General features: G+C 65.6%; 10 protein-coding genes. 7 read left to right on the plus strand and 3 right to left on the minus strand.

Annotated elements, in window-relative coordinates:
• The first annotated feature begins 30 nt into the window (after nucleotides 1–30).
• Nucleotides 31–1,077: an IS110 family RNA-guided transposase gene (locus U1872_RS20840; protein ID WP_332794815.1), complete on the plus strand. Its 1,047-nt coding sequence runs from the start codon at nucleotides 31–33 to the stop codon at nucleotides 1,075–1,077.
• 518 nt (nucleotides 1,078–1,595) lie between these two features.
• Here the strand turns inward: U1872_RS20840 and U1872_RS20845 are convergent.
• From U1872_RS20845 to U1872_RS20855, 3 genes are all read right to left on the minus strand, one after another.
• Nucleotides 1,596–2,597, minus strand: coding sequence for a YncE family protein (locus U1872_RS20845; RefSeq protein ID WP_332794816.1), 1,002 nt, complete (start codon nucleotides 2,595–2,597; stop codon nucleotides 1,596–1,598).
• A gap of 86 nt (nucleotides 2,598–2,683) precedes the next feature.
• Entirely contained in the window at nucleotides 2,684–4,042 is a 1,359-nt protein-coding gene (locus tag U1872_RS20850) for a HAMP domain-containing sensor histidine kinase (RefSeq protein WP_332794817.1), read from the minus strand.
• Entirely contained in the window at nucleotides 4,026–4,703 is a 678-nt protein-coding gene (locus U1872_RS20855) for a winged helix-turn-helix domain-containing protein (protein WP_332794842.1), read from the minus strand. Before U1872_RS20855 ends, U1872_RS20850 begins: the two co-directional genes overlap by 17 nt.
• A 193-nt stretch (nucleotides 4,704–4,896) precedes the next feature.
• Here U1872_RS20855 and U1872_RS20860 point away from each other — a divergent pair, with 193 nt between their 5' ends.
• Genes U1872_RS20860 through U1872_RS20885 form a run of 6 tightly spaced genes read left to right on the plus strand, consistent with a single transcriptional unit; the run spans nucleotide 4,897 to nucleotide 14,355 of the window.
• A complete protein-coding gene (locus U1872_RS20860) occupies nucleotides 4,897–6,240 on the plus strand; it encodes a TolC family protein (RefSeq protein ID WP_443025426.1) in 1,344 nt (447 codons plus the stop codon).
• A complete protein-coding gene (locus U1872_RS20865) occupies nucleotides 6,237–7,277 on the plus strand; it encodes an efflux RND transporter periplasmic adaptor subunit (RefSeq protein WP_332794819.1) in 1,041 nt (346 codons plus the stop codon). Before U1872_RS20860 ends, U1872_RS20865 begins: the two co-directional genes overlap by 4 nt.
• Nucleotides 7,277–10,351 carry an efflux RND transporter permease subunit gene (locus tag U1872_RS20870; protein ID WP_332794820.1) on the plus strand — a complete coding sequence of 1,025 codons (3,075 nt, stop codon included), beginning with the start codon at nucleotides 7,277–7,279 and terminating at the stop codon, nucleotides 10,349–10,351. The genes U1872_RS20865 and U1872_RS20870 overlap by 1 nt, the downstream gene beginning before the upstream one ends.
• On the plus strand, nucleotides 10,348–11,280 hold the full coding sequence (locus tag U1872_RS20875) for an ATP-grasp fold amidoligase family protein (RefSeq protein WP_332794821.1): 933 nt from the start codon (nucleotides 10,348–10,350) through the stop codon (nucleotides 11,278–11,280). Before U1872_RS20870 ends, U1872_RS20875 begins: the two co-directional genes overlap by 4 nt.
• 46 nt (nucleotides 11,281–11,326) lie before the next feature.
• Nucleotides 11,327–13,660 (plus strand): TonB-dependent receptor, encoded by a 2,334-nt coding sequence (locus U1872_RS20880; RefSeq protein ID WP_332794822.1) that lies wholly within the window; start codon nucleotides 11,327–11,329, stop codon nucleotides 13,658–13,660.
• A gap of 32 nt (nucleotides 13,661–13,692) precedes the next feature.
• On the plus strand, nucleotides 13,693–14,355 hold the full coding sequence (locus U1872_RS20885) for a phosphatase PAP2 family protein (protein ID WP_332794823.1): 663 nt from the start codon (nucleotides 13,693–13,695) through the stop codon (nucleotides 14,353–14,355).
• Nucleotides 14,356–14,519 lie beyond the last annotated feature (164 nt).

Consider the following 14,519-nt stretch of genomic DNA (forward strand, 5'->3'; position numbering starts at 1 on the left):
CCTCGTGCATCGAGGGAAGGAGTGTGAGCGATGGCGCATTTTGTAGGTCTGGACGTCTCGGTTAAGGAGACGTCGGTGTGCGTGGTGGACGATGCCGGCAAGGTCGTGTGCGAGCGCAAGGTGCCGACCGAGCCCGATGACATTGCCGTGCTGCTGACCTCGGTCGGCGGCGATTACATGCGGGTCGGGATCGAGGCCGGGCCGCTGTCGCAGTGGTTGGTGAACGGTCTGAGCGAGGCGGGCCTCCCGGTGATCTGCGTCGAGACACGGCACATGAAGGCGCTGTTGCAGGCGCAGCAGATCAACAAGTCGGACCGCAACGACGCGCGCGGGATCGCCCAGATGATGCGGGTCGGCCTGTTCAAGCCGGTGCACGTGAAGACGCTGGCCGCGCAGGAACAGCGCATGCTGCTGACCAGCCGCAAGCTCGTCCAGCGCAAGCTGATCGACATCGAGTCCGACATGCGCGGCACGTTGCGCAACTTCGGGCTCAAGGTGGGTGTCGTCAGCACGATCAGGTACGAGGCTCGTATCCGTCACCTGATCGAGGGCTTCCCGCGGCTAGCGGCGATCGTCGAGCCGTTGCTGACGGTGCGGCGGGTAATGCGCCAGCAGCTGGCCACGCTCCACAAGATGCTGCTCGACACGGTCCGGCATGATCCGGTGTGCCGGCGGTTGATGACCGCGCCAGGCGTCGGCCCGGTGGTTGCGCTCACCTATCGGGCCTCGATCGATCAACCCCAGCGCTTCGTCCATTCCAGAGCGGTCGGCGCGCATGTCGGGTTGACGCCGCGGCGGCACCAGTCGGGCGAAATCGACTATGACGGCGGTATCTCCAAGTCGGGCGACACCATGTTGCGAACGATGCTGTACGAAGCGGCGCAGATCCTGATGACCCAGAGCCGGCATTGGTCGTGGCTCAAGGCCTGGGGGATGAAGGTCGCGCAGCGCCGGGGTATGCGGCGCGCCATCGTCGCGGTCGCACGTCGCCTGGCCGTCGTCCTGCACCGCATGTGGACGGATGGCACCGACTTCCGTTGGGGCAGTGAACCCACCACCGCGGTCGCGGCCGCCTGATACGATTTCAGACAGGAGTTTTTACGGTTCTGCCTCGGCAGAAAGAGGTCCCCACGGGGACGAAGGTGGCGTGAGTTCGTAACGTCGGCAGCCCCATCGAGAGGGCGTCCAAAAGATTGATCCACGTCGCTTTCTCTTACCCCATCATGGGGCGGTTGCGTGCCGACCCCGGAGAGAAGCACGAACCCCGTGCGGCAACCTCGAGCCCAGCAGAAACCCAGTATTTCACTTAGTCGCCTGCCCATCCGTCACGACCGGCGCACTCGCGGCGGCGGAGAGGGGCGTCTGACTGTTGACTTAAGCCGCGATAGAGAAGCCGACGTTCGCACTCTAGTTGGTCGAGCTGAACGATCGAGGGTGGTGCTAACGGTCCGGCAGGGTCCAATGAGCGCCAGTGAAAAGCGAACTTTCGAGTTGCCCGCCTGAAGTGGCAGGTGCCAAACTAATTATTTGTGATGATTATTGGATTCGGACAGGGATGAACCTTGGGCGGCGGTGAGCAAAGCGCTGACGACCGGTCATGCCGGGCGAACAGAAAGGATATGAAACGAGCCCGGGATCATCGGTTGCCGCTTGGTGCCGACGACCGGCGGGCCGAACTTCGCAGTTGGCAAATAGATCGTCCCCGTCTTGGAATCGAGCGCGCCGGTACGCGCTCCGATTTCGGTCTTGACCGTTGCCACGCGCTCGACCGTCATTCCTCCTATCGACAGAATTTCGAGCACTCCATTGGCACCGCATGGGATGAAGGCGAGGCCGCGCTTCGCGTCGATGACGACCGCATCCGGTCCTGCGCCGATCGCAACGAGCGCCGTCAGGCGTTGCGCCGTGACGTCGACGATCGCGGCCTTGCCGTTGGCACATGCCGCGATCAGCCGATCGTGCCGGGCATCGTAACCAAGCCCGGTCGGCCCTTCACAACCCGGAAGCGGGATCGGCTTGCCCATCGCACCGCGGACGACGTCGATCGTTTCGATCTCGTTCGCATCCTCGTCATTGACGAACAACATGTCGTTGGTGCTGAACGCCGCATATTCGAGCGCGGGCTTCACGGCGATCGTTTTAACGACCTTGGCGGTCGCGAGATTGATCACCGAGATCGTGCCGCTGCCGGCATTCATGACGTAAGCGTGCTTGGCGGTCGCATCGAGGATCGCGGCATCCGGCTTCTTGCCGACTGCGATGCTGGCGCTCTCGCGGCCGTTCGCCAGATCGACCAGCCGCACGGTGCCATCATTGCCGCTGGTCACCAGTAGCTTGCCGCCGGGGAGTGGTACGACGGCGTGGCCGCGCTGTAGCGCCTCGATCGAGGAGACCGCCTTGGTCGCCAAATTCACCACCGTGACGGCGTCGCCGCGCGCGACGTACAGCCGCTGCCCCGCGTCGTCGACGCGCGCATAGTCCCATCCGCCATCCGGACCCGCGATCGATTCCGTCAGGCGATACGCGGGGGTCGGCGCAGCCGAAGCGACGAGCGGCAGCGCGGCGGCGGCAAGCAGGGAAAGAATGGGCGCGCGCATTGACGATCTCCGGGATATAAAGGCTGTAACGGCGAGCGTTCTGGCGCAGCGCTGGACGCGGGTCACGTTACCGATTCCCAACGGTCCTAGCGATCGTCCCGCGCAAACGTCAGGCGGACTTCGAGGCCCGGCGCATGGTCGAGCAGGTCGAGGCGCGCGTGGTGCAACGCCACGATTGCCCCCGCCAGCGACATGCCTAGCCCGGCCCCCGGCAAGTTGCGGCTCCGGTCGAGGCGATAGAAGCGCGTCAGCACATGCGCGCGCTCCGCTGGCGGAATCCCCGGCCCATCATCAGCGACACGCGCGACGACCAGCCCATCGATCACCGCCACGGTGCTGACGATACGGCTCCCGACCGGCGTGTGGCGGATCGCATTGTCGATCAGGTTGGTAAAGAGCTGGGCGAGCAGTTCGGCATCGCCCTCGATCCTCACGTGGGGCGCGTGCTCAGCAACCAGCAAGTGCCCGGCATCTTCCGCGACCGGCGCATGTGCAGCGACAACGCGCCCGACGATCTCGCTCAAATCAACCGGGCCGAAGCGTTGTCGGCCGTCGCCACCCTCCAGCGTGCCGATCCGCAACAAGGCGCGGAAGATCGCGAGAATTTCGTCGATTTGTTCGAGCGCACTTTCCACGCCCGCGACAGGGTCTGCGGCCGATCCGGCATCGCGAGTCGCCTCGAGTTGCTGGCGCAGTCGGGTCAGCGGCGTGCGCAGATCGTGCGCGATGTCGGTCGAGACCTGCCGCAACCCTTCCATCAGTCCGGCCATCCGGTCGAGCATCGCGTTGAGGTTGGCAGAAAGCGCGTCGAACTCGCGGCTGATGCCGATCGTCGGCAGGCGCTCGGCGAGGTTGCCCGCCATGATCCGGGCTATCGCCGCATTGACCCGGTCGAGCCGGCGCATGAACAGCCCGCCGGTGACATAGCCCCCGACCAAGGCGAACAGCGTGATGCCGACGCCCGCCAGTATCGTGAAGCGATCGAGCCGTTGGCGCAGGTCCTGGATGTCATAAGTATCGGTCGCGACGACCAGCACGCCGCCGTCGCCAAGCGTCACGCCGAGGCTGCGGAAGGTGGTGCGCGCGTCGCCTTCCTCGCGCACGATCACGCTGCCCCAGCCGAGCCGGGGCGCGATGCCGCCGAGATCGTCGACCAGCCGACGCCCTGCCCCGTCGATCAGTTGGTAGCGGAACGCCTCGCTGCCGCCGGCACGGCGATGCCGGTCGATCGCCTTCTGCAAATCGGGACGGCCGAGCTCGCGATCCTCGCTCTGGAGGATCGCCGCTTCACTACGCAGCCCGCCTTCGGTCGCAGCGACGGCATATTGCGCGACCGAGCGCTCGACCACGATCAGCAGCAAGGTCGCACTCGCGGCAAAGGCCAGCGCGAGCAAAAGCGCAAAGCGAAACGCACCGCTGCGAAAGGCGTTAGTCCAGTGCAGCAAGGCGATACCCCGCGCCACGGATCGTGTGGATCAGCTCGGTGCCGAAGCCACGATCGACCTTCGAGCGAAGCCGGCTCATATGGCTCTCGATGATGTTGGTCTGCGGATCGAAATGGAACGACCAGACATTTTCGAGTAGCATCGTGCGGGTGACGATCTCCCCGGCATGCCGCATCAGATATTCGAGCAACTTGAACTCCTGCGCCTGCAGATCGACCAACCGCCCCGCGCGCCGCACGCTCCGCTTGATCAGGTCCAGTTCGAGATCGGCGACGCACAGCAGCGTCACGACGGCTTGCGCGGGTTGGCGACGCGCGAGCGCGTTGACGCGCGCGACGAGCTCGATCGCCGCGAACGGCTTGACCAGATAATCGTCCGCCCCGGCGTCGAGCCCTTCGACCCGGTCATGCACGCCGTCCATCGCCGTCAGGAACAGCGCCGGCGCCTGCACGCCGGCCGCACGGAGCGCCTTGAGCACACCGAGGCCGTCGACCCCCGGCACCATCCGGTCGAGGATCAGGACGGCATAAGCGGTGCCGGACCCGAGCGCGATCGCGGTGGGTCCAGTCGCGCAAGCATCGACGGCATGACCGGCGGCAACCAGCGTGCGTTCGAGATGCACGCGCGTCGACTCGTCATCTTCGAGCAGCAGCACTTTCAACGGCATCCCCCTCCGCTCTGTCCTGGCCGCGCAATGCGAAGCACCACGCTATGCTCGCAAGTTGGGAATAAACAACCTGCGGCTCGCTCAAAGCCCAACTAGGACGGACTACAAGTGACGCGGCGCGGGCGTTTCCCATCGTCTGCCCCCCAATTTTGCCGCCCGTTCGAGCCGGAGTATGATGCACAGCGCCATGGGATCATTGCAGCGTTCGCGCGCCGGTGCGGGCGTGCTCGTCCTGGCTTTGCTGGCGGGATGCGCACGCTATACGGCGCTGCCGCTCGACCAGGCGCCAGCGCTCGCGCCGGCCGTTGCGACGTTGCAGCATGCACCGCCGAGTGCCGGTGCGCCCTTGTCGGTGGCGCAAGTGGTCGATCTCGTGCTCGCCAACAATCCCGATCTAAAGGCGGCGCGGCTCAAGCGCGCAATCGCCGCGAGCCAGATCCGGCAAGCCGGGATTCTGCCGAATCCGTCGTTGAGCGGGGCCTTCCTGCCTTTACTGTCGGGCGCGGGCAGCGTTCCCGCTTGGAGCATCGGGATCACGCAGGACATCAAGGCGCTGATTACCTATCGCACGCGCCGCCGCGCCGCTGCCGATAGCGAGCGTCAGGTCGCCGCCGACATGGTGTGGCAAGAGTGGCAGGTCGCTGGCCAAGCGCGCCAGATCGCGACCGACCTGATCGTCGGCGCGAAGATGCGCCCCAGCTACGCCGCGGCATATCACTTGCTGATCGCGCGCAATGCCAAGCTCGAACAGGCGCTGGCCGCGCGCAACGTCACGCTGGTTACGGTCGCGCCCGACCGGGTGGCGTTGCAAACCGCCCGAAGCGCGCTCGATGCGCTCGACCAGAAGCAATCGGCGCTGCTGCATCAGCTGAACGCGCTGCTCGGCCTCGCGCCGGATGTTGTCGTTCCGCTCGCGACGAACGTGGATCTACCGTCGTTCGATCCGGCGGCGATCCGCGCGGGGCTTGCCAAGCTGCCCGACCGCCGGCCCGATCTGATCGCGCTGCGAATGGGCTATGCCGCCGCCGATGCGCAAGTGCGCCAGGCGATCCTGTCGCAATTTCCCGATCTCGTCCTCGGCGGAAGCGTCGCCGGCGACAATTCGAAGGTGATCAACGGCGGCCCTACTGCCGCGCTCGGGCTGCCGATCTTCGACCGCAACCAGGGCAATGTCGCGATCGCCAACGCCACGCGCGCGCAGCTGCACGCCGATTATACCGCGCGCCTCGCCGCCGCGGTCGGCACGGTCGGCGGGCTGCTCGCCGAGATGGAGCAACTTTCGGCGCAACTCGCAGTCGCGCGCCGCGACCTGCCCGCCGTGCAACTCGCCGCGACGCGCGCGCAAGCGGCGTTCGGAGCCTCCAATCTCGACGAGCGCGGCTATGTCGATCTCGTGACGAACCGCTTTACCAAGGAACAAGACATCATGACGCTCGAACTGGCGTTGCTGGATCGACAGATCGCGCTGCAGACGCTGGTCGGCGACGGATTGCCGACGGTCGATCTTCCCGTCGAGCGCGCAGCACGATGAAAGCGCTCGCGGTATTCCCGCTTGCCGCGCTGCTTGTTGCCCCGCTTGTCGGATGCAGCGCGGGCGCGCCGGATGCCGAACAGACGCCCGCGCCGAGCGCACTCGTCACCGTCGTAGCGCCAACGCAAGGGTCGCTGCCGCAGACGGTCACCGCGTACGGCTCGGTCGTCCCCGCACTCAACGGCACGCAGACATTGAGCGAGGCGCAACCCGGCCAAGTCACGCGGCTGCTCATCGCCGATGGCGAAGCGGTGCGCGCCGGCCAAGCGCTTGCCATCTTCGCCACCGCGCCCGCCGCGCGCAGCAGCTATGCGCAAGCCGTGGATGCGCTGGCGGCCGCGCAGAAACAGCGCGCCACGACCGCCCAATTGCTGGCGCAGCAACTCGCGACGCAGGACCAGCTCGTCCAGGCCGACAAGGCCGTATCGGGTGCGAGGACTGCGCTCGCCGCGTTGCGCGCCGATGGTGCCGGGAGCGGCACGCACACGCTGACCGCGCCGTTCGACGGGATTGTCACCGCGGTCGCCGTCGCGCAGGGCGATCGTCCCGCAGCGGGCGCTGCGATCCTGACGGTCGCGCGCGGAAGTGGGATCGTCGTGACCGCCGGGGTCGATCCGTCGGAGCGCGGCAAGATCGCGGTCGGACAGTCGGCGACGCTGGTGCGGCTTTCCGGCGGCGGGAAGCTTGCCGGGCGCGTGCTGCGTGTGGATAGCGCGCTCAATGCCAAGACGCGGATGATCGACGTCGACCTGGCGTTCCCGAGCGGCACGTTGCTGCCCGGTGAAGGTATGCAGGTCGCGATCACGACTGGGCAAGTGTCGGGCTGGGTCGTCCCGCACCGCGCGGTCGTTACCGCCGGCGCCCCCCCCCACGTCTTTCAGATCGCGGGCGGCAAGGCCAAGGCGGTGCCGGTCAACATCGCGCTCGCGTCGGACGACGGCGACGTCGTGACCGGTCCGCTCGACGCGCGCCGCAAGCTGATCGTCGATGGCGCGTACCAGATCGGCGATGGCGACGCGGTTCGGTGGGCGCGCTGATGCTCGAACGGCTGCTGCGCGAGCAATCGCGCGCCTTCGTCCTGATCGCGATCGCGCTGGCTTTGGCCGGGATCTTCGCGGCGCTGTCACTGCCAATCGGGCTGTTCCCGCAAGTTTCCTTCCCCCGCGTCGTGGTCGATCTCGATTCGGGCAGCCGCCCGGCCGACCAGGCTGCGCTCACCGTCACGCGCCCGGTCGAGGAAGCGATCCGCGCGATTCCGGGCGTGCAGGACGTACGGTCGGAGACGACGCGCGGATCGGCACAGATCTCGGTCGACTTCGGCTGGGGCCGCGACATGGTCGCCAGCACCCTGCTCGTCGATTCCGCGGTCGGGCGGACCCTCCCGTCGCTGCCCACCGGCACGCAATACGACGTACGGCGGATGGACCCGACGGTCTTCCCGATCATCTCCTATGCGCTGGTGTCCGAGACCGCCGATCCGGTCGCGCTGCAGGATCTCGCCAAATACCAGATCACGCCCTTGCTCTCGTCGGTGCCCGGCCTCGCCCGCGTCGGTGTGCAGGGCGGCGACACGGCCGAGGTGCAGGTGCTTGCCGACCCGCACCGGCTCGCCGACCACAATCTGTCGATGACCGACCTGGCCACCGCGATCAAGAACGGCAACGTGTTGAGCGCGGTCGGCCAAGTGCAGGATCGCGGCCGGCTGTCGCTGGTCATCGCCGACCGTAGCACGGCAAGCGCGGCGCAGGTTGGCGCGATCGTCGTCACCGCCGACCCGAACGGCGTGGTCCGCGTGCGCGATGTCGCAAGCGTGCAGGACGGTGCCGTCCCGGTGTGGCAACGCATCGTCGAGGACGGCAAGCCCGCCGTCCTGTTCAACATCTATGAGCAACCCGACGGCAATGCGGTGCAGATCGCCCAGGCCGTGCAGCAGAAGCTCGCCGCCTTCCCGTTGCCGCGCGGGGTGCGATTGGTGTGCTGGTACGACCAGAGCGTGCTCGTCACGCAATCGGTCACCAGCGTGCGCGATGCCGTGCTGATCGGGCTGTTGCTGGCGGCGCTCGTGTTGCTGTGGTTCCTGCGCAGCTGGCGCGTGACGTTGGTCGCGATCATCGTCGTGCCGGCAGTGCTCGCCGCGACCGCCTTGGTGCTCAGCATGCTCGGCATGAGCTTCAACATCATGACGCTCGGCGGCATCGCGGCGGCGGTCGGGCTGCTGATCGACGACGTGATCGTGATGGTCGAGCATATCGCGCGCCGCGCCGGCGCCAAGGGCCCAGATGGCAAGCCCGTCGGCGACGCGGCGGTCATCCCCGCGGCGCGCGAATTCATGGCGCCGCTGACGGGATCGAGCCTCGCCACGCTGATCGTGTTCGTGCCGCTGTCGTTCCTGACCGGCGTGACCGGCGCCTTCTCCAAGGCCTTGTCGCTGACGATGGCGGCGGCGCTCGCCATCTCCTGGGTGATGACGGCGTTCGTCGTGCCGGTGCTGGTCCTCTGGCTCGTCGACCTCGGCAAATGGCACGACCCCGGCGAGCCCGGCAAGGGCGCGCTTGCGCGGCTGCACGATCGCGGCCTCGACCGGCTGTCCGCCAGGCCGTGGCTGCTCGCCGTGATCGCGCTGCCGCTGCTGATCCTCGGCTATGTCAGCTATTCGAACGTGCCGAGCGGCTTCATGCCGAAGGTCGACGAAGGCGGGTTCGTGATGGATTATTTCACGGCGGCCGGCACCTCGCTCGACGAATCGAGCCGCCAAATCAGCGAGATCGACGCGCTGTTGCACGCCAATCCCGAAGTGCTGACCTTCTCGCGCCGGCTCGGCACCGGGCTCGGTGGGGATCTCGGACAAAGCTATCACGGCGACTATTTCGTCCGGCTTAAGGGGGACCATTCCAAGCCGACCGAAGAGATCGCCAGCGACGTCGCCGCGCAGATCACTGCAAAGGTGCCCGGTGTCGAGATCGAGGTGGCACAGCTGATCGAGGATCTGATCGGCGACCTCACCGCGGTGCCGCAGCCGATCGAGGTGAAGCTCTATGCCACCGATCCGTCGGTTCTGCAGGGCGAAGCGAAGAAGGTCGCGGCGCTGATCGGGAAGATCCAGGGCGTGCTCGAAGTGAAGGACGGCGTGCAACTCGCAGGCGACGCGCTCGACGTTCATGTCGATCCGGTGCGCGCCGGGCTCGAGGGTGTCGTGCCCGCCGATGTCGAGGCGCAGCTCGACACCGCGCTTACCGGCACCGTCGCCACGACGCTCGCGCAAGCGAGCAAGGCGGTCGACGTGCGGGTGCGCCTTTCGAACGCGAGGACGATCAGCGAGACCGGCCTCGCCCAAATACCGATCCGCGCGAGCGACGGGCACGTCTTCCCGCTGTCGCGCGTCGCGACGATCGAAACGGTCACCGGCCAGCCGCAAATCGCGCGCGACAATCTCGAACCCGTTGTCGCGGTGACCGGGCGCATCCAGGGGCGCGGCATCGGCGCTGCCGTCGCCGACGTGAAGACCGCGCTCGACCGACCGGGGGTGCTCGGCCCGGGCGTGCGCTACGACCTCGGCGGGCTTTACCAGCAACAGCAGATCGCGTTTGCCGGGCTGGTCAAGGTGTTCGGCGCGGCGCTCGTGGCGGAACTGGCGCTGCTGTTGATCCTCTATCGCCGCTTCTGGTTGCCGGTGATCATCATCGGTTGTTCGCTGCTGTCGACCACCGCTGTGTTCACCGCTTTGTGGGCGGCGGGGGTCGATCTCAACATCACCGCGCTGATGGGGATGACGATGATTATCGGCATCGGCACCGAGATGGCGATTTTCTACGTTTCCGAGTTCGAGGAACTGTCGCGAACGATGTCGCCGGCGGAGGCGACGCGCGAGGCAAGCCGCAATCGCCTGCGCCCGATCACGATGACCACGCTGGCCGCGATCCTGACGCTGCTGCCGCTGGCGCTCGCGATCGGCCAGGGCTCCGGCATCCAGCAACCCTTGGCGATCGCCATCATCGCGGGGTTGTTGTTGCAATATCCGCTGGTGCTGCTCGCGATGCCGGTGCTGGTCCGTCTCACCTTGCCGTCCGAGGACAGGCAATCTGGCGCCTCGCAGCCGGTGGTGTCGGTGTGACGCCCCGGAACGCTCGCACCGGCGTGGCCGCGGCGCGCGACACGATGCCACGCGTCTCGCTCGGGCAGTTGCTGCGGGTCCATCTCACCTATCTCTGGCGGCACCGAAGGGTGTTGCGCCTGCGGAACCCGACCCGCTTTACCGAACTCGTGCAGTGCCGGAAGCTTTACGACCGCGATGCACGGTTGCCGCTGCTGATCGACAAGCTGACAGCGAAAGGTTTCGTCGTGCAGCGCCTCGGCGCCGACTGGGTCACGCCGACGCTGTGGTCGGGCACGGTGTTGCCGAAACTGCCGTGCTGGCCCCTCCCGTTCGTCGTGAAATCGCGGCACGGTTGCAACCAGCGTCACTTCGTCCGTACCGGTAGCGAGGATTGGTGCGCCATTCGCCAAGCGGCCGCGCGCTGGATGCGCCGTGACTATGGGTTCTGGCTCGACGAACACGGCTATCGCGGGATCGCGCGCGGCCTGCTGGTCGAGCCCTTCGTCGGCGACGGAACCACCTTGCCGATCGACTACAAATTCTATGTCTTTCACGGCAAGGTCGCCTTCGTCCAGGTCCATCTCGGCCGCGAGGGCAACCATCGTTGGCTGATCTTCGACCGCGACTGGCAGCGCGTCTCGTCACCGAGCGCCGAGTGCGATCCCGCCTGCCCCGCCACGCTCGGCCGCATGATCGCGGCGGCTGAAAATCTCGGCGCCTGCTTCGCTTTCGTTCGCGTCGATCTGTACGAAGTGTCGGGGCAGCCGCGCTTCGGTGAGATGACCTTCTATCCGGGGTCGGGCCTCGACCCGTTCGATCCGCCTGGACTTGATTCGATCATGGGCGCGATGTGGCTAGCCGGATGCACCGCGAGCGCGGCTGATTACATATTCCCAACCTTGGATTTGCAACATCCACGCAACGAAACTGTCACGGTCGAGCGTTAGCTGATCCGTATCAGGCCAGACGAGGCCGATGTGGGGAATTACCAAAATGTCGGACCAAACCGGGGCGCGCACACGCTTTCTCGGCTCGAGCGCGCTTGCACTCGCCGCATCGTTGCTCGCCGTCGGTGCGCATGCCGAGACAGTGCCTGCTCCAGCAGCGCCGACCGCGGTCGACCCGACTCAGAAGAGCGACATCGCCGAGGGGTCGGACATCGTCGTGACCGCGACCAAGGCGAACGAGCTCGCCCCGGTCACCTCCTCGCTCGCGACGACGCAGCCACAGGCGATCGTGTCGCGTTCGTTCATCGAGGATTCGCTGCCGGCCACCGCCGATTTCAACCAGATCGCGCTGATCACGCCGAGCGTATCCAATTATGGCGGCAACAACGGCATCGGGCTGTCCGAGTCGAAGGCGCAGATCCGAGGTTTCCAGGACGGCGAGTACAACATCACCTATGACGGCGTCCCGTTCGGCGACACCAATGACCCCACTCACCATTCGACCACCTTCTTCCCGTCAAACACGATCGAGACACTCGTCGTCGATCGCGGCCCCGGCAATGCGAACCAGCTCGGGCAGGAGAGCTTCGGCGGTAATTTCAACCTGTTCTCGCGCGCCACGCGCGAGGATTTCGGCGGCTCGCTCGAAGCCACCTATGGCAGCTTCAACACCTATCTCGCGCGCGCCATCCTGCAGACCGGCCGAATGGAGAAGCTGGACGGGATACAGGCGGTGTTCACCGGCCAATACGTCCATAGCGACGGCCGCACGAGCTATTCCAAATATCAGAATTACAATTTGTTCGGCAAAGTGATCGTACCCGTCGGTCCCGACGTGACACTGACCTTGCTCGGCACCTACAATCGCAACCGCTTCAACCAGGCCGACAGCGACGGATCGACGCTGTTCCAGCAATTGCTCTACGGGAAATATTACGGCCTCAACGCCGACCCCAAGACGTCGCAATATTATGGCTACAACCACACCGACAAGACGACCGATTTCGAGATCGTCAAGCTCGAGGCGCATCTCGCGCCAGGCGCGGTGTTCGAAAACCGCGCCTATACCTATTATTACGACAATGAAACGTTGTCCGCATCCGACGTGACGGTCGCGCCGGGCACTGCCTACAACACCGTCGCCGCTGACGGTAAGACCAAGATAGTTGGCGATATTCCGGGCTATACCAAGACCAACAAATATCGAGTGTTCGGCGATATCGCGAAGGTGCGCATCGACCTCGCATCGTTTGCAACGCTGACAGCGGGGGCGTGGCTCGAGTTCAGCCACACCTATCGCCAGCAGCGCGACGTAGATCTCAACACCGGTGCCTTCAACTATGTCGAGAAAGCCGTGACGGCACCGGCGACCGGCCTGAACCCGGGTCAGGTAACGCCGCTTTACATCAAGTTCGACCAGAAATCGCGAGGCAACCACACCGAGGAATTCGCCGAGCTCGAGCTTCGCCCGATTGAGGGGCTCAAGATCACGCCCGGCTTCAAGCATGTCGATTTCGGCCGCAAGATCGATGCACTGTACAACCAGACGACGCGCTATGCGCAGCGCGTCGCCAACGATTATGCCGCCGATCTGCCCTTCCTGACGATCAACTATCAGCCGGCGCGCAATTTCTCGGTCTACGGCCAATATGCCAAGGGCTTCCTCGCGCCGCCGCTCAGCCAGCTCTACGTCAACAACCCGACTTTCTCCAATGCGGTGCCGCAGAAGTCGACCAATTATCAGGTCGGCGCGGTCTATCACGGCAGCCATTTGTCGCTCGACGCGGATGTCTATGTCATCGATTTCACCAATAAATTCTACAGCTACACCGACACCTCGGGTCAGGGCCTGGGCACGATCTTCACCAATATCGGCGGCGCGCTTTACAAGGGTCTCGAGGTGCAGGGCACCTACGCGTTCGGCAACGGGGTCGCGGTGTTCGCCAACGCCTCGCGCAATTACGCGAAGACCGATCCCTTCACCGATCCCGTGACCAAGCTGCTCGTCCCGCGCACGATCATCGGCAAGGCGCCGCTGTCGACCGCCGCGGGCGGCTTGCTCTACAAGCACGGGCCGATCAAATTCTCGCTGACCGACAAATGGACCGGGCCGCAATATGCCGATCTCGCCAATACCTATCGGATCGATCCGTACAACACCGTCAACCTCGGCGCGTCGTACAGCATCGGCCCGATCCGGCTCGGCATCGACGTGACCGACCTGCTCGATTCGCAGAAGGTTACGCAGATCAGCACCGGCAAGAACACCGCTGGGCCCGGCGGCACGGTCGGGATCGGCGTGGTGAGCGCTCTGAACTTCGACCAATATTATTACCAACCTGGTCGTGCGATCACCGGCCAACTGACCTTCATCTTCTGATGCGACGCATGCTCGTCTTGGCAGCTACGCTGTTGGTCGCGGCTGCCCCCTCACCGAATCTGGCGCCGCTGTTGGCGCCAGCCGATCTCGACGTCGCACTCGTCCTTCCGCCGCCGCCTCGCCCAGACAGTCTCCAGGCGGCGGCGGAACTCGCCGAGCTTCGCGCCGCGGGCGCCGCCCGCACGCCAGCAACCGAAGCCGACGCGCGGCGCGATGGCGACACCAAGAATGCCTCGATTTTCACAGAAGTCCTCGGGCCGAAATTCGACCTCGCACGGCTCCCGGCAACGTCCGTGCTTATGGCGCTCGTACGCGCGAGCGAGAAGGACGCGGTCGATCGCGGCAAGGCGCATTTCCAGCGTCCCCGCCCCTATATCGCGGACCCCACCCTGAAGGCATGCAAGCGCAACGACGATCCGCTGTCGAGCTATCCCAGTGGCCACACCTCAATGGCGTTCTCGATGGGTGACCCGCTGGCGCGACTGGTCCCGGAAAAGGCCGGAGCGCTGCTCGACCGCGCCGCGGCTTACGGCCAGAGCCGGATCGTGTGCGAACAGCACTACCGCAGCGACGTAAGCGCAGGTCAGGCGCTAGGGCTTCTGATCGCGGAACGGCTTATGACGACGCCGACGTTTCGCGCGGCGTTCGATTCGGCGCGGCAGGAACTGGTCGCGGCTGACATTGCGCGGCGCTAGCGGATGGGAACGTCAGGTTTTTTTGGGGGGGGGCTCCGATCCCGAATGGCCGACCCCACATGCTGCTTTGCCGATAGTCTGCTTCGATCGGTGCGATAGGCGGCTTTTGTCAGGACCCGACCTCAAACGGAACGGATGTGAACGACCGGCTGTGGTCAGCAGGT

The organism is Parasphingomonas frigoris (assembly GCF_036663815.1).
Classification (GTDB): Bacteria; Pseudomonadota; Alphaproteobacteria; order Sphingomonadales; family Sphingomonadaceae; genus Sphingomonas.

Coding starts and splice junctions, on each gene's coding strand:
- U1872_RS20860 (WP_443025426.1), top strand. CDS start 4,897: ATGGGATCATTGCAGCGTTCGCGCGCCGGTGCGGGCGTGCTCGTCCTG.
- U1872_RS20865 (WP_332794819.1), top strand. CDS start 6,237: ATGAAAGCGCTCGCGGTATTCCCGCTTGCCGCGCTGCTTGTTGCCCCG.
- U1872_RS20840 (WP_332794815.1), top strand. CDS start 31: ATGGCGCATTTTGTAGGTCTGGACGTCTCGGTTAAGGAGACGTCGGTG.
- U1872_RS20845 (WP_332794816.1), bottom strand. CDS start 2,597: ATGCGCGCGCCCATTCTTTCCCTGCTTGCCGCCGCCGCGCTGCCGCTC.
- U1872_RS20880 (WP_332794822.1), top strand. CDS start 11,327: ATGTCGGACCAAACCGGGGCGCGCACACGCTTTCTCGGCTCGAGCGCG.
- U1872_RS20870 (WP_332794820.1), top strand. CDS start 7,277: ATGCTCGAACGGCTGCTGCGCGAGCAATCGCGCGCCTTCGTCCTGATC.